Here is a 15,752-nt window from a genome sequence, read left to right on the forward strand (position 1 = left end):
GCACCTGCATGCCCGGCTCGTCCGCGATGTCGTCCGGACCGTAGTGGTCCACGAACGCCCAGGCCCCGACCATCCGGCGGCCCAGGTTGGGGAGGAGGCGGCGGACGACCGTGCTCTCGCCGAGGGGGACCAGGCGGGCGGTCAGCAGGTCGCGGACCGGTCCGGGGCCGGGCTGGCCGCCGCAGGTGGTCGGGGCCGGCCGGGTGTCGAGGTTGCTCATGGCGTGGTCACCGCCGTACGCGTCGGGCCGGGGCCGGTGCGGTCCGGTGTGGTGCGGTCCGGGGGGCCGCCGTCCCCGGCCGGAGGGGTCGTCGCAACGATCCTCCACCAGGGTGCGGCGATCCTCCACCCGGGAGCACCCTGCCGCAGGCGCTCAGTGCGCGCAGGCCCACCAGGCGTCGGCGGTGGCGCCCTCGGCGAGGGTGCGCAGCTTGGCGACCGCGTCGGCCGGGTCCTGCGCCCCGTAGACCGCCGAACCGGCGACGAAGACGTCCGCGCCGGCCTCGGCGCAGCGCTCGATGGTGCTCGCCGAGACGCCGCCGTCGACCTGGAGCCACAGCTCAAGGCCGTGCTTGGCGATCAGCTCCCGGGTCCGGCGGATCTTCGGCAGCATGATGTCCAGGAACGCCTGGCCGCCGAAGCCCGGCTCGACGGTCATGATCAGCAGCATGTCCAGCTCGGGCAGCAGGTCCTCGTAGGGCTCGATCGGCGTGGCCGGCTTCAGCGCCATCGAGGCGCGGGCGCCCTTGGCGCGGATCTCGCGGGCGAGCCGGACGGGCGCGGCGGCGGCCTCGACGTGGAAGGTGACCGAGCCGGCGCCCGCCTCGACGTACTGGGGGGCCCAGCGGTCCGGGTCCTCGATCATCAGGTGGCAGTCGAGCGGGATGTCGGTGGCCCGGGCGAGCGACTCGACGATCGGGACGCCGAGGGTGAGGTTCGGCACGAAGTGGTTGTCCATGACGTCGACGTGCAGCCAGTCCGAGCCCCGCACGGCCTCGGCCTCCTGGGCGAGCCGGGCGAAGTCCGCGGACAGGATGCTGGGATTGATCTGCGCCATGGGGCCTGTTACCTCTTCTTGCCTTCGTGTCGAGGGTCCGGGGCGCGCGCCGGGCGCACCTGCGCCCATCATCCCTCGCACCGCCGGGGGCGCGTCACCGGTGAGACCTCCCCGTGACCGTCATCACACGCCGGGCGGGGTTACCGTGACCGCCGCCGTGGTCATCAGCCCTGTACGACTACACCCCTCTCCCCCTCTCCCTCGCGCTTCCCGCGCTCCTTCGAGGAAGGTCCTCCGTTGGCCGATCTGGTCCACCCCGCCCGCGCCCTGTGGTGGCTCTTCGAACCCGTGCACGCCGTCACCTACTTCACCCCCGAGGGTCTCGCCGCGTTCGAGGAGGTGGGCCTGGGCGGGGTCGCGCGCAGCTACTTCGGCGGCCGGGCGGCCCCGCTCGGCGCCGTGGACGCGCCGCCGGTGATCGCCGCGTTCTTCAACTTCGCGCCCGCCCCGATCGAGCGCGCCCTCCCGGCGATCTGGAAGCTCGCCGCCCCCGAGGCCGCGCTCGCCGCCCGGATCTCGGGTGCCTCGGCGGCCCTGGCGCGCCTCCTGGAGCACGTGGACCGGACGCAGATCGAGCTGGCGGCGGACCTGCTGGAGGGCGCCGTGGAGCGGCTGGACTGCGCGGGCCGGGTGCTGGCCGCCGCCAACGCCGCCCTCCCCCGCCCGTCCGACCCGTACGGACGCCTCTGGCAGGCGGCCACCGTGATGCGCGAGCACCGGGGCGACGGCCATGTGGCCGCCCTGGTCGCCGCCGGGCTGGACGGCTGCGAGGCCCTGGTGGTGCGCTGCGCCCTGGACGTCCGACGCGAGGCGCTCCAGCCGTTCCGCGGCTGGACGGACGAGGAGTGGGACGCGGCCTCGGCCCGGCTGGTCGAGCGGGGCTGGATCACCGAACGCGGCACCATCACCGAGTGCGGCCGGATCCGCCACCAGTCACTGGAGGCCGCCACCGACCTGGCGGCCGCCCGCGTCTGGGAGCACCACCCGCGGGCCGAGCTCGACCGGCTCGCCGCCGCGCTCAAGCCGATCTCGGCACTCTGTCGCGGCGCACTGCCACCGATCAACCCGATCGGCCTCCCGGCCACCACCACGGCCTGAGCCCCGGCGGCCCCTGCGGGTTTCTCGCGGGGGCCGCCGCCTGTCGTGTGGGCGGTGCTGTCACACCACCGGCAGCTCCAGCAGGTGCCGCAGCACCTCCGCCGGTACCGCCGGGTGGGAGGCCGCGCCCTGCGCCGTCCGCACGTCCGCGATCAGCCCGACGAGCGCGGCCTCCGGCAGCCGCGGGTCCCGCAGCGCCCGGCATCGGACCAGCCAGTCCTCGTCGCCCACCAGCCGCTCCACCGAGGCCGCCGACAGCCGGGGATCCTCCAGCGCCCGCAGCCGCACCCCGGCGTCCTTGTCGCGGCCGAACCGCTCCACCAGCTCCACCAGGTCCTCCGGCGCCGCCGGATCGTCCAGCGCGAGCCGCCGCAGCAGCGGATTCGGGTCCGCCGCGAAGCGCAGCGAGCCCGCGCGCGGGAAGTTCGGGTGCTCCCGCAGCCGCGGCTGCGAGTAGCCGTTCCAGCTCACCCACATCTCCAGCAACAGCCCGGCCGCCGCCTGCGCGCAGTGCTCGGCGAGCAGCAGCCGGACGGCGAAGTCCTCGTCGCGGGCGAGCAGTTCGACGACGTCCGCCGGTAGGTCCCGGACGTGCGCCACGCTGCGCCGTACCAGCACGTGCGCGGACGCGGCACAGCGGCGCATCTCCGCCGCGTCCCCCTGCCGCTCCAGCACCCACGGCAGCGCGGCATGGTGCGACCCGGGGTCGATGTCGACGGGGATCCGGGCACGCTCGGCCTCGGTCAACTCCGGCCGCAGGGACACCGTGAGCCGGACGGCCGGGTCCTCGTCCCGCGCCAGCAGCGCGACCAGATCGGCGTCGAGGCGGGGGTTGCCGGCCAGTGCCCGCCGGACGTCAACGTCTCCGTGCGCCAACTCCCCGGCCAGCTCCGGGGCCAGCGCGCACTGCCCGACGATCCTCCGCCGGTCCGCTTCCTCGCACCCGTCCGTCAGCGCCGCGAACTCCCCTGCCGGCAGCGGCTCATCCGCGTACCGGGCGAGCACCGCGGCAGCCCGGACGCCGGAGTGCCGGTCCGCCGACAGCGCGGCGCGCGTCGCCTCGTCGAGGTACGGCCACACGCGCCCGACCACCGCCGCTCGGACGCTCCCGAACGGGTCGCCGAGCAGCAGCGTCAACTGCCTTACCGAAAGCTGCTGTTGACAGGCGAGCTGCTCCCGCACGATGGGGCTCGCATCGGCCAGCAGCCGGTCGAACTCCGCCTCGTCCAGCGCGAGGTCAGGCCCACCGACGAGCAGGACCACCCCCCGCACCCCGGCGCTCTCGTCGCGCAGCAGCCGCTTCTGCTGCGCGACGGTCAGCCCGACCCGCTCCGCCGCGCGTGCCCGCACCCGCGCCACCGGATGCGCGATCCACGCGTCCACCACCGCCTCGGGCAGCGCCATGTAGGTCAGCCCGTTCAGCAGTGGGTCCCCGTGGCCGCACTCCTCGATCACGCGCGTGCGCAGTTCCAGCGGCGCCGCATCGTTCAGCAGCACCCCCGTCCGCCACAGGTCCCGCAACTCCGGTGTGGCGCACGTCAGTTCCAGCACAGGTGCCCAGTCCGCCGGCGCCTCCGTCACCCCAGCCACCTCGGTCGCTCCGGTCACCGGCCGTGCGCCGATCCGGCGGCCGGAGCGCCCCACCAGCTGGACAACGCGGCCTCCAGCTCCCGCTGGTCGTCGCCGGCCCAGGCCACATGGCCGTCCGGCCGCAGCAGCAGGGCGGGCGCGTCCGGCTCCGCGCCTTCACCGTCGACAACGTGATCGACGCGGTCCGCCCAGCCGTTCACCGTGAGCCGGCCGCCGGTGCGGTCGAGCAGCAGGCCGCGGCCGGTGTGCATCAGGTCGTACAGGCGGCGGCCGTCGGAGAGCGGCACGTCCCGCATCCGCAGGCCGAGCAGCTCGTGGTCGCCGCCGCCCCGGCTGCCCTGGCTAACCTGGCCGCCCGGGAGGTCGGCGCCGAGGTCGTAGCGGATGTCGACCGCGGTGATCATGCCGGTGATGTAGCGGTTGACGTCCTCGAACTCCATCAGCCGGGTGAGCAGTTCGCGCAGCGCGGTCGGCCCCGGCTCGGCGCCGAGCAGCGTCATCTGCGCGCGGGTGTTCGTCAGCACGCGGGCGCCGACCGGGTGACGCTCCGCGTGGTAGGTGTCCAGCAGTCCCTCCGGCGCCCACCCGGCGACCTCGGCGGCGAGCTTCCAGCCCAGGTTGAACGCGTCCTGCACCCCGAGGTTGAGCCCCTGCCCGCCGGTCGGCGGGTGGATGTGCGCGGCGTCGCCGGCCAGCAGCACCCGGCCGACCCGGTAGCGCTCGGCCTGCCGGGTGGCGTCGCCGAAGCGGGAGAGCCAGTGCGGCGAGTGCACGCCGAAGTCGGTGCCCGCGACGGCCCGCAGCCGCGCCCTGAACTCCTCCAGCGTCGGCGGCGTCGCCCGGTCCTCGGCGACGCCGTCCGCCGGCACGATCACCCGGGCGACCCCCGCCCGGCCGTCCACGTCGGGCGCCACGCCGAACCGCAGCTCGGTCCGGCGCACCCGCGCCACCACCTCGGCGACCTTCGCCGGGTCCTCGGTCAGCTCCATGTCGCCGATCAACGTCTCGACCTTGGCGGGCTCGCCCGGGAAGCCCACACCGAGCGCCTTGCGGACCGTGCTGCGCCCGCCGTCGCACCCGACGAGGTAGCGCGAGCGCAGCCGCGTGCCGTCCGCGAGGTCGACGTCCACGCCGTCCGCGTCCTGGCCCAGGCCGGTGACCTCGCGCCCGCGCCGGATCTCGGCGCCGAGCTCGCCGGCGCGCTCCTCCAGCAGCCGCTCGGTGACCTCCTGCGGGGTGGCCAGCCCGTACGGGTGGGCGGTGTCCAGGCTGTCCGGCCAGGCCGCCATGACGCCGCCGAACAGGCCGCCCACCTGGAACTTCTTGCTCACCTCCAGGAACCGCCCGAGCAGCCCCCGCTGGTCCATGATCTCCACACTGCGCGCGTGCAGCCCACGCCCGCGCGACTCGCCGCTCCGCTCCGCCAGCCGTTCCAGCACCACGACGCCGACCCCGTGCAACCGCAACTCGCACGCCAGCATCAACCCGGTCGGCCCGCCGCCGACCACGATCACATCCGTCGCATCCGTCATTTCCGTCACCGAACGCACATCCATCACCGAACGCCCCGTCCCGCAGTTCCGTCACCCATGCCGGGAAGGAATGAAAACGTACAAACTCCGTGAATCAGCTGTTTTCACCCTCACCCGGTCCAGGTCGGTCATTCTGCGCCACTCCCACCCCCTTGCCGCAAGGCCCCTCGTTCGCTATAAGTTGAGAGTGGCAACGAGTGCGCATTCCTCGTTGCCTTCGCTGTTTCCGGGAGCGTCGCGTACCCACACCAAGGACGCCAGAGCCCGTACCCGCCTTCTCGGCGGGCACGGGCTCGGACACACCACCTGTTCACCGCCCTACCAGGCGTAGTCCTCCGGGGCGGGCTTGCGGCCCGGGAAGAGGACATCGAGGCGGGCGAGGACCTCGTCGTCGAGCTTGATGTCGAGCGCGTGGACGGCGGCGTCCAGGTGGCCGAGGGTGCGCGGGCCGACGATCGGGGCGGTCACGGCGGGGCGGGAGAGCAGCCAGGCGAGGGCGAGGTCGGCCGGGTGCTCGCCGAGTTCGGCGGCGAGGTCCTCGTAGGCCTGGATGCGGGACCGGTTGGCCTCCAGGATCTCGCCGGCGTGGGTGAGCGCGCCCCGGACCAGGGTGCCCTCGCGCTCCTTGCGCAGGGCGCCGCTGAGGACGCCGCTGCGCAGCGGGGACCACGGCAGCAGGCCGAGCCCGTAGTGCTCGACGGCGGGGATCACCTCCAGTTCGATCGTCCGGTCCAGCAGGTTGTAGAGGGACTGCTCGCTCACCAGTCCGAGGAACTGCCGGGCCTTGGCGGCCCCCTGGGCCTGGGCGATGTGCCAGCCGGCGAAGTTGCTGGAGCCGACGTAGATGATCTTGCCCTGGGCGACCAGGACCTCCATCGCCTGCCAGATCTCCTCCCAGGGCGTGTCCCGGTCGATGTGGTGCATCTGGTACAGGTCGATGTGGTCGGTACCGAGCCGACGCAGGCTGCCCTCGACGGCGCGGCGGATCGCCAGGGCGGAGAGCCGGCCCTCGTTCGGCCAGTCGCCCATCGGGGCGTAGGCCTTGGTGGCGAGCACGGTGCGCTCGCGCCGGCCGCCGCCCTTGGCGAACCAGCGGCCGATGATCTCCTCGGTGCGCCCCTTCTGTTTGCCCTCGGCGTCACGGCCGTAACTGTTGGAGGTGTCGAAGAAGTTGATGCCCCGCTCGTGGGCACTGTCCATGATCAGGTGGGCGTCGGGCTCCTCGGTGTGCGGGCCGAAGTTCATGGTGCCCAGGCAGAGTCGGGAGACGGTCAGGCCGGTACGGCCGAGGTGGGTGAACTCCATGCACCCCACCCTCCGCCGCACCGGTCGCACTGTCCAGCACATTCCACCCCGCCGGACACGGGTTCCGCAGGTCCGCGGCGGATTCCCGTACCTGGGCGCCGCGTTCGCCACCACCGCGTTCGCCACCGCCGGGCCGCCGGGCCGCGATCCCGACGCCGCCTTCGACCGCTCGCTCGACCCTGGCCCCGGCCGGACAGCCTTAGGGCGTCGCTGTCCTCGGCTCCTCGCGGTCGGGCCCGGCGGCGTAGGACGTGAGGCGGTCGGCGAGTGCGATGACGAGGTCGCGGAGTTCAGCGGGCCGCTCGATGACGAACGGCCGGTCGAGTGCGGCGAGTACGGGAGGCAACCAGTCGAGCCGCTCCGCCCGCAGCTCGACGCGCCGCCAGCGCTCGGTCGCACGGTCCTCGCCGACCGCGGGCTCGTGCTCCTCCAGCTTCGCGACGCTGGCGGGAAGGTGGGCGCGGATCTGCTCAACCGTCCCGTGGATCCGCAGGGTCACCTCATGCCGGTACTCGGCCGTGGCGAAGCCCGCCGACACGCGCTGCGCCGGCCCGGGCCCCGCGGGCGTCTCGAACGAGCCGGGCAGGGCCCTCGCGTCCGCGATGCGATCGAGCCGGAAGGTACGCTCCTCGCCGATCCGGGCATCCTCGCCCGTGACGTACCACCGGCCCGCGTGGGCGACGATCCCGTACGCGTGCAGCGTGCGGTCGCTGAGCCGTCCGTCGCGGTCGGTGTAGCGGATCGAGACCGGACGGTGGTGGCGGACCGCATCGGCGATCGTGAGCAGGACCCCGGCGTCCGGGGTGTCCAACTCGCCGGGCTGGTCCGTGAAGTCGAGGGCTTCGAGGAGTGAGTCGAGCCGGTGGGCGATGTGCTGCGGCAGCACCCGCCGGATCTTCGCCGTGGCCGTCTCGTTCGCCGTGCGCTCCGCCGCCGTCTGTTCCGCCGCCGTCTGCCCCGTCTCCGTCAGCCCCGCGCGGCGGCGGGCGACCAGGCCGAGCAGGACGGCCAGCGCCTCGTCGTCGCTGAGCATGAGCGGAGGCAGGCGGTACCCGGGGGCGAGCCGGTACCCGCCGTAGCGGCCGCGCACCGATTCCACGGGTACGTCGAGGTCGATCAGCTGGTCGACGTACCGGCGCACGGTGCGCCCTTCGACGCCGAGCCGGTCGGCGAGTTCGGCCATCGTCCGGGTGCCGCCCGACTGCAGCAGCTCCAGGAGTGTCAGTACGCGGCCGGTGGCTCGGGGCATGTCCGCAGTCTAAGGCGAGTACCGGCGAATACTGGACCGGTTCTGTCCACTATTTCTCCTAGCCTGCGACGTGCACGCCTGAACGCCTGCACACCCGCACGCTCGCACGCCTCCAGCACGGCCAAGGAGATTCCCATGGACTTCGTCTCGATCCGCATCATCACCAGCGACGTGGCGCGCCTCGTCGACTTCTACGAGCGAGCCACCGGGGCACGGGCGACCTGGGCCACCGAGGACTTCGCCGAACTCAGGACCGCGGGCGCCACCCTCGCGATCGCCGGCACCCGCACGGTACCGCTGTTCGCTCCGGGCTCCGCCCGCCCGGCGGACAACCACAGCGTGATCACCGAGTTCCTCGTCGACGACGTGGACCGCGTCCACCAGAACCTGACCGGCTTCGTGACCGACTTCGTCACCGAGCCCACCACGATGCCCTGGGGCAACCGGTCACTGCTGTTCCGCGACCCCGACGGCAACCTCGTCAACTTCTTCACCCCCGTCACCCCGGCGGCGGTCGAGAAGTTCGCGCGCTGACGCGGCGCGCAGCCGCTCGTACGGGAGCCCTGCGATCCCGGGGCTCCCGATTTTCCCCGCGGCCGTCCCGCCCTACCGCCGACGGCTGCCGGGGACGACCAGCCACAGCAGCCAGGCACCCGTGCCGAGCAGCAGCATGTTGACGGCGATCTGCCAGGGCTGGTCCACGATCTCCGGGTAGACGACGGGGGCTTGAAGACGGACCCTGGCGGCCCGCCCACCCGGCATAACTGTCACATCATCAAATCGTTTCCCCCGCCCCCCGACCACCGCTTACGGTTGGCCGGCGAACGATCTTGCACCCAGGAGACGACCCCACCATGCGACAGCGACAACCACAACCACAGCCACAGCGCCCCGACCACCACGGCTGGGCCGACGAGGGCTACGGCGCGGTCGCCGACGCCTTCGCCCGCAACTACGCCGACTTCCCCGAGCTCGGCTCGGCCGTCACCGTCCACGTGGCCGGCCGGAAGGTGGTCGAACTGTGGGGCGGCATCGCCGACGAACGCACCGGCCGGCCCTGGCAGTCCGACACCCTGGTCCCGGTCTTCTCCTGCGCCAAGGCCCTGGTCTCCCTCTCCGCCCATCTGCTCGCCCAGCAGGGCCGCCTCGACCTGGACGCGCCGATCGCCACCTACTGGCCCGAGTTCGCGCGCCACGGCAAAGAGGCGATCACCACCCGCATGGTGCTCTCCCACCGCGCCGGCATCCCCGTCCTCGACGCCTCCCCGTCCTTCGCCGAGATCGCCGCCTGGACCCCGGTCGTCCGCGCCATCGAGGAACAGTCACCCCTGTGGGAACCCGGCACCACCCACGAGTACCACGGCCACGTCTTCGGCTTCGCGATCGGCGAGGTGATCCGCCGCATCACCGGCCGCACCCCGGGCGCCTTCTTCCGCTCCACCCTCGCCGAACCGCTCGGCCTGGACGCCCACCTGGGCCTCCCCACCACCGAACTCCCCCGCCTGGCCCGCCTCGCCGAGGCCGAGGGCCGCCGCCCGATGCCCGGCCCCGAGCACCTGCTCACCCGCATCGTCACCATGAACGGCGCCCTGGTCTTCCCCGGCCTCGACGAACCGCACGGCTGGAACGACCCCGACCTCCACGCCATCGAACTCCCCGGCGCGGGCGCCGTCGCCTCCGCCACCGGCCTCTCCGCCACCCTCGCCGCCGCCGTCACCGGCCTCGGCGACGCCCCGCCCCTGCTCACCCCAACCACCATCGCCGACGCCACCCGCGAACTCACCTCCGGCCCCGGCTTCCTAGGCTTCGACATGGGCGCCCGCTGGTCCTCCGGCTTCCTCCTCCCCTCCCCCACCTTCCGCCCCATGCTCTCCCCCACCAGCTTCGGCAACGACGGCGCCGGCGGCCAATTCACCTTCGCCGACCCCACCACCTCCCTCACCTTCGCCTACACCACCAACCGCATGATCGGCCACGCCGACCCCCGCGCCAACAACCTCATCGCGGCCCTGGGCTGATCACCCACCAGATCACCCGCGCACACAACGGGGGTTCTTCCGGTCACCACCCCGGAAGAACCCCCGTCGTCGTGCGAGCTCAGTTCACTTCGCGGTCGACTTCCGCAGAAGATCCCCTCCCTCACACCCTTCCTCTGACACAGCTGGAAACATGGCGCCATGTCATCTCGTGCGCGTCAAGCAGCGGTAGCTGCGGTTCTCACGGTTGCCGCTGCCGCCACTATTGCCCTGGCCGGCCAGTTCTACGACGGTCTTGACCGCAACAGGCAGGACGGCCAGGACGGCTCAACGCAAACCAAAAATCCAGCGGACACCACATGGCCCTCTCCTGCCCCCACGGCAGTCGCCGGCCTGATCGCCGCTCTCGGGGAAATCAATCCCGAGCTTCGCTACGGGAGCCCCGAGCTCAAGGCAATGCTCATATGCCGCGATATTAAGCACGGAGATAGCGATGAACGAGTCACTTCTCACGCCTTGGAGATTTTCAGCGGCGGCGGAAGCTTCTCCCTCACGAACGATCAAGGCGCACACATCGTTTCGGCCGTCCGCGAAAACATCTGCACCGGAAACCAAAGCTGAATCTTCGAACCGCAGAATCAACCATTCTCCCACCACAGGTCTCACCGCCCCATATCAAAAACCTCATCGCAGACATCTTCATCCCTCTCAGCACCTGGCCAACCCGCCCAGCAGGGAGGGATCGGCTCGCAAACAGGGCGTGCCTGAAGCCCTCGGAGTCACGGCACGGAAACTCCGAAGTGATCCACAAGGAAAGATATCCGACCACTTGCCCGATCTTCAAGATTCGAAAGAAGTCTCGACTCGACTTCTCTCGGCAACCGACTATGCCCTTACCGTCCATCCAAATCGCATCAGTAGCCCCGGGCCAAAGTGACGCAGAATGCATCCCGCTTTCGGAGGCCATTCCGTCTTTCGGAGCTAAAGCCCGGTCGGTCCCTGGCGGACGAGCGTGGTGCCGCCCGGGATGCTGCAGTAGCGGGTGCCCGTGCCGACGCCGGCGTTGGGGTGTCGTAGGTGAGTTCGTCACCGCCGCCGAGGTTGACCGTCACCTTGCCTGGGCCGCGGCGCACGAGCTGGTTGCCGTCGGCGTCGTGGACGTAGGTCGTGGTCGCCGAGCCCTGGGTGAGCGAGGCGAGCTTGCCCTCGACGTCCCAGGTCAGGACCGAGCCGTCTACCGCATCGAGCGCGTTCCACACCCGCCGAACCCAACTCACCCCACGAGAGCGGCAAATCGGGCGGACAGGGGAAGGCCCCCGTCGCAGGACTGCGACGGGGGCCGGGTAGGTGGTGTCGGTCGACGGGTCAGGTGGCCGGGTCGAGGAGCCAGCGCTGGTTGGCACCGGCGTGGCAGTCCCAGATGTCCAGGCGCGTGCCGTTCTCGGTGGACCAGCCCGGCAGTTCGAGGCAGCGGCCGGAGTGGGGGTTGTAGAGGCTGTTGTCGGCCCGGCGCAGCCACTTCTGGCCGCCCTTGAGGTTGTCGCAGTCGGCAAGGACGACCGGCGTGCCGTTGCCGGTGCCCTCGTCCTGCACGGTCATGCACTTGCCCTGGATGATGAGGGCGTGGTTGTCGGTGTTGAACTTGAACTGCTGGTTGGGGCCGCTCCAGCAGTTCCAGATGCCGATGTCCATTCCGCCACCGATGTTGTCCAGACACTTGCCGCTGTCGAGCGCGCTGCGCACCGAGATACTGGTGCCGCTGATGGCGAGGTTGCTGACCTGGGGGTCGGTGAGCGCGTAGGGGTACGCGCGGACGTCCCCGATGGCGCCGCGGAACTGGTCCTCCACCCCGTAGTAGACCGTGGTGGCGGCGCCGATGGCGAGCGTTCCCCCGCTGGACCAGGGGTGGGGGTTCCTGGCGAAGCCGACGGCCCGTCCATTGACGTAGAGCGTCATGGTGGCGGTATCGGCGTTGTAGGTGCCCACCAGGTGGGTCCACTGGCCGACCTGCGGGCGGGCCTGCTCCGAGCCACCCGCCAGGTAGTAGGTGGTGGTGAAGCGCCAGTCCTCGTACGGGGCGACGAAGGCCCAGGTACCGGCGGCGGCCGAGTACTGGAGGTAGAACGGGCTGCGGTCGTTCCCGTTCAGCGAGAGCACCGTGCCGTAGCCGTCGGAGGCGTCGAGCTTCACCCAGGCGGCGACGCTGTAGCTGCGGCGGGTGTCGATGCCGGGGGCCTGGGAGCTGCGGTAGTAGCTGCGGCCGTCGAAGGTGGAAGCACTGTCACCGGTGCCATTGCGGTCCGCGGTGAAGCCGGGGTTGCCACCAGAGGGACCGAGCGCGTTGGTCGCGTTGCTGTCGACCACGGGCACCGTGGGGTCGGGGTGGACCGTGTTCTGGCGGTCGAGGGCGTACCAGTCCGGGGTGACCGAGCGGTTGGCGACCGTCTCCGGGCCGACGTCCCAGGCCATACCGGGGTTGGCGGAGTCACCGGAGCGGTGGCCCCACCAGATCTGGATTTCGTCGGTGTCGGCGTTGCGACCCCACAGTCCGGGGGCGCCGTTGCCGAGGAGGTCTCCGTCGGAGCCAAGGACGGGCCAGGTCGCGACGGGGACGGTCTGGATGTAGACGGGCTCGGAGATTCCGGTCACGGTCGGGACGACCAGCGGGCTGCCGTTCTCGTCGAGGACCGGGTCCCCGAAGTCGGGGTCGACGACGTTGAGGGTTCCGACGGTGAGGGTGTAGGCGGTGAGCTGTCCGGAGGTCGAATCCGCGCCCGCCGGGCGCATGTTGCGCGCCCAGAGGCCGGGGTGCCCCTGACCGGCCCAGTCGCCCGGGGTGATGAGCTCCATGTCCTTCCAGCCGCCGGAGGCGATCCGGACAGGCTGGCCGAACTGGTTGGTGGTCGTGGCGGGGAAGAACCACAGTCCGGCGTCACTACCGTCGTCGTTGGCCTCCACCGTGATCAGGCCGGTCTTGTTCTTGAACTCCAACTTGATGTCGAGGTCGGTGTGGGCCGGGTCCCCGAGGGCTGCCACCCGCAGGGTGTGCGACCAGTCGGCCGAGTAGCCGGCGCAGTAGGCGGAGTCGTTGGGCGGTGTCACACAGACCGGCCGGCTGAGCGACACCTTGCTGTTGTAGCGGCCTACTGAACGGCTGTTGCCGGGGTTGCCGTAGACATAGAGGTTGGGGTCGTCCTTGACATGCACGAACAGGTCGTCGACGTGCTTGCCGCCGGTGAGGGCGCCGCGGTGGCTGTACTGGATCGCATCGGTGTCCCAGGTCCCACGGTTCGGGGTGTCGGCGGGGACGGCGGCGAGCGCGGCGGTCGGGCTCTTGGCCACGGTGTTGCCCGGGATGCTGTAGGCGCGCAGGTTGCCGGCGTGGTCCGCGGTGAGGATGTCGGCCGCGCCGTCTCCGGTCACGTCGCCGAACACCGGCTGCGGGCCGTCCGGGTTCCAGGGCACGTAGAAGGCGTACTGGGTGACGGGCGAGACGTTGCCCGCGTTGTCCTCGACCTGGATGTAGAGGATGTTGGTACCCCAGGCGGTGGGAAAGACGGGGAGGGCACCGGCGGGCATCGCGCCGCCGCACTGCCAGGAAGCTCCCTCGAACTGCGGGTCGAAGCTCCAGCGAGCGCAGACGACGCCGGAGGTCTGGCCACCCGAGGGGTTCGGGTCGACGGGGGTATACGGAACATTGCCCCACTCGCCGGAGCGCAGCCTGCTGCCCTGCCCGTTGCCCGACGGCGGGAACTGGGTGGCGAGCGCGTCGTCGGACAGCTGGTCGTAGAGCGACGGGACCTGCACGGTGGGCGGGGTCCGGTCGACGCCGAAGTGGCAGGCGGGGGTGGATGCCGACATGCCGACCAGCTGGTCACTGGCCATGATGCCGTAGCCGTAGACGTGGCCGTCCTGGATGACGCCGTCGGGTACCTGGTACGCGGCGTTGCTGCCGTTGGTCACGGGGCCGACGTAGTCCGAGGCGACGTCAGGGGCACCGGGCAGCGTGTAGTCCCAGATGTGGCTCCACGAGTACAAGGTCTGCTGGACGGGGCTGCTGACGGTCGCGTTGAGCGTGACGCCGTTCAGGTCGGCCCCGGCGCCCAGCCAGCCCCAGCCGCTGCCTTCGCAGCCCGAGACGCTCTGGTCGGGAGCGACGGTCCGCGGCGCGGGATAGGTGTAGGGGTTCGTGGGGGTGTTGGGGGCGCGGTCGTACTCGACGACCACGGTCGGCCGGTAGTCGAGGCGCTTGAAGGCGAGCTTGTCACTCTCGTTGCCCTCGACGGTGAAGGTCATGGCCGAGGTCTGTCCCGCCCAGTCCCGGTAGGCCGAGGTCACGTCGAAGTGGAAGTCGATGCCGTTGGTGCAGCCCGGGTTTCCGGATCCGGCGACCCATGCGGGGTCGCCGACCTGGCCGCCGAGGTGAGTGGGAGCGTTTTGCCACGTCGTGCTGTAGTCGATGGGCTTGTTGACGACGAAGAGGTTGAGGGGGTAGGCCTTCTTGCAGTCCCAGTTGGAGGACTTGGCCTGCCACATCGTCATCACGGCCCTGTTGATGATGGCGCCGGCGAAGCCTGTGGAGTCGATCTGGAAGAAGGACCGCTCGACTCCCGTCTTCTGGACGTACTCCTGAGCTCCGACACCGGGCCGGTTGTACGGCTCCTTCGGGGTCGCGGTCCTCAGGAAGTTGTTCTGGTCCGGGTAGGCGGACTGGGTCCAGGCCCAACCGTTTCCGGTGCGGTCGTCGTAGATCCACCCCGGATCGATGAACCACGGTCCCTCGCCGTGCGCCAGGAGGTCCTGGTCGGGCTTCAGGGTGATGCCGCCCGTACCGGCACTGGTGGGCATGACCGACACTCGGGCGTTGTTGCCCGGCCCGTCGACGCTGCTGGTCGCCGGGCCCTCCGGCTCACCGGTGGCGGCGGCCGGTTCGACGGCATCCGCACCAGGAGCGGCGAAACCGCTCTTCAGCGCGGTCCGGACGGCAGGGGCGGGCTGCGTGGCCGGGGCCGTGGCGGTGGTGCTGTCCCACATCCGCGGAGCGGGGGCGTGCCAGCGTACGGTGCCGTCCTCGGCGACGGCCGTGAGGCTGTAGTCGGCGTCCGACTTCACTGTCACGCCCGCGGTGGTCACGGGAAAGGTGACCGACTTCAGCGCCGGGTTGGCGGCAGCCTCGGCGGTCTTCACGACGAGGACGGTGCTCAGGCCACCGAACGCGGTGGCGGTGGCCTTCAGGTCGATGCCGGGAGCGACCTCGGGGTAGAGCAGGCCGTCGCCGTCCTCGTCCACGTGACCCTGAGTCAGGGGGAAGGGCGAGTGGAGCGTGAGCTGCTTCCCGTCCGCGCTGGTGAGGGTCGCGAGCGCGCCCGCGCCACCGGCTGACAGGTGGACGTCCGCGCTGGAGGCCTTCGGGCGGAAGCCGCCCTTCGGGTCGGCGACCAGAGTGGCGTCGAGCGCCGTCCACGCGGCGTTCTGCTTGACCCGCTGCCGCTCCACGTGCTGGGTCTTCTGCAGGTGCCCCTGCGGGGTGGCGACGGTCTCGCTGTAGTCGTCGGTCAGTGAGGCGACGGGCACCGCCACGCCCGTGGCCTTGGCCTGGGCGATCGCCTTCTCCGCCTCCGTCGCGGGCGGGCGCATCTTCGCGTGCTCGGCGTCAGCCTCCGCCATCACCTGGGCAAGGCTCTTGGCTCCGGATTGCGGCGGCGCGGCCATCGCCGCCGGTGCCGGGAGGCCGGCGCACAGGGCGAGCCCGAGTCCGAGCGCGGGCGCGCGCAGGGCCAGGGCCCTGGCTCGGCGCCGGGCGGGGCGTGGTCTGGGGGACGTGGGCACGGCGAAGCCTTCCCGACAAGGAGAGTGGTGCGGACGGCGGCCGGATCCGGCACTGCGCACAGGACAGACGAAACCTGCCCACGCCCGCGACGCCCCGTCAATGGTTCGTCCACGCG

12 protein-coding genes and 1 pseudogene are annotated in these 15,752 nt (G+C 71.5%); 4 read left to right on the plus strand and 9 right to left on the minus strand.

Annotated elements, in window-relative coordinates; genetic code table 11:
• Both ACFP3U_RS08905 and rpe read right to left on the minus strand, forming a co-directional pair.
• Positions 1-220: pseudogene (locus ACFP3U_RS08905) on the minus strand (pirin family protein); the annotation flags it as partial.
• A gap of 153 nt (positions 221-373) precedes the next feature.
• On the minus strand, positions 374-1,057 hold the full coding sequence (rpe, locus tag ACFP3U_RS08910) for a ribulose-phosphate 3-epimerase (protein ID WP_380224752.1): 684 nt from the start codon (positions 1,055-1,057) through the stop codon (positions 374-376).
• Between the two features lie 237 nt (positions 1,058-1,294).
• Here rpe and ACFP3U_RS08915 point away from each other — a divergent pair, with 237 nt between their 5' ends.
• Positions 1,295-2,155, plus strand: coding sequence for an SCO6745 family protein (locus tag ACFP3U_RS08915; protein WP_380224753.1), 861 nt, complete (start codon positions 1,295-1,297; stop codon positions 2,153-2,155).
• Positions 2,156-2,215: 60 nt separating this feature from the next.
• On the opposite strand, the gene ACFP3U_RS08920 is transcribed toward ACFP3U_RS08915, so the two are convergent.
• The 4 genes from ACFP3U_RS08920 to ACFP3U_RS08935 form a co-directional block, all read right to left on the minus strand.
• Complete coding sequence (locus tag ACFP3U_RS08920; RefSeq protein WP_380224754.1) at positions 2,216-3,736, minus strand: PE-PGRS family protein; 1,521 nt, start codon at positions 3,734-3,736, stop codon at positions 2,216-2,218.
• Positions 3,737-3,759: 23 nt separating this feature from the next.
• Positions 3,760-5,277 (minus strand): FAD-dependent monooxygenase, encoded by a 1,518-nt coding sequence (locus ACFP3U_RS08925; protein WP_380224755.1) that lies wholly within the window; start codon positions 5,275-5,277, stop codon positions 3,760-3,762.
• 318 nt (positions 5,278-5,595) lie between these two features.
• A complete protein-coding gene (locus ACFP3U_RS08930) occupies positions 5,596-6,582 on the minus strand; it encodes an aldo/keto reductase (protein ID WP_380224757.1) in 987 nt (328 codons plus the stop codon).
• Between the two features lie 199 nt (positions 6,583-6,781).
• Complete coding sequence (locus ACFP3U_RS08935) at positions 6,782-7,831, minus strand: helix-turn-helix transcriptional regulator (protein WP_380224758.1); 1,050 nt, start codon at positions 7,829-7,831, stop codon at positions 6,782-6,784.
• A gap of 135 nt (positions 7,832-7,966) precedes the next feature.
• On the opposite strand from ACFP3U_RS08935, the gene ACFP3U_RS08940 reads away from it, so the two are divergent.
• On the plus strand, positions 7,967-8,365 hold the full coding sequence (locus ACFP3U_RS08940) for a VOC family protein (RefSeq protein WP_380224760.1): 399 nt from the start codon (positions 7,967-7,969) through the stop codon (positions 8,363-8,365).
• Positions 8,366-8,437: 72 nt separating this feature from the next.
• On the opposite strand, the gene ACFP3U_RS08945 is transcribed toward ACFP3U_RS08940, so the two are convergent.
• Entirely contained in the window at positions 8,438-8,602 is a 165-nt protein-coding gene (locus ACFP3U_RS08945; RefSeq protein WP_380224761.1) for a hypothetical protein, read from the minus strand.
• Between the two features lie 83 nt (positions 8,603-8,685).
• Here ACFP3U_RS08945 and ACFP3U_RS08950 point away from each other — a divergent pair, with 83 nt between their 5' ends.
• Together ACFP3U_RS08950 and ACFP3U_RS08955 are read left to right on the plus strand one after the other, a co-directional pair.
• Positions 8,686-9,849, plus strand: a complete 1,164-nt coding sequence (locus ACFP3U_RS08950) for a serine hydrolase domain-containing protein (RefSeq protein WP_380224762.1) — start codon at positions 8,686-8,688, stop codon at positions 9,847-9,849.
• Positions 9,850-10,008: 159 nt separating this feature from the next.
• Positions 10,009-10,428 carry a hypothetical protein gene (locus ACFP3U_RS08955; protein WP_380224763.1) on the plus strand — a complete coding sequence of 140 codons (420 nt, stop codon included), beginning with the start codon at positions 10,009-10,011 and terminating at the stop codon, positions 10,426-10,428.
• Positions 10,429-10,721: 293 nt separating this feature from the next.
• Here the strand turns inward: ACFP3U_RS08955 and ACFP3U_RS08960 are convergent, their stop codons facing one another.
• Both ACFP3U_RS08960 and ACFP3U_RS08965 read right to left on the minus strand, forming a co-directional pair.
• Positions 10,722-11,066 carry a hypothetical protein gene (locus tag ACFP3U_RS08960; RefSeq protein ID WP_380224764.1) on the minus strand — a complete coding sequence of 115 codons (345 nt, stop codon included), beginning with the start codon at positions 11,064-11,066 and terminating at the stop codon, positions 10,722-10,724.
• Between the two features lie 106 nt (positions 11,067-11,172).
• Positions 11,173-15,474, minus strand: a complete 4,302-nt coding sequence (locus tag ACFP3U_RS08965; RefSeq protein WP_380224765.1) for a LamG-like jellyroll fold domain-containing protein — start codon at positions 15,472-15,474, stop codon at positions 11,173-11,175.
• Positions 15,475-15,752: the final 278 nt, after the last annotated feature.

Source organism: Kitasatospora misakiensis (genome assembly GCF_042656005.1).
In the GTDB taxonomy this organism is placed as follows: domain Bacteria; phylum Actinomycetota; class Actinomycetes; order Streptomycetales; family Streptomycetaceae; genus Kitasatospora; species Kitasatospora misakiensis.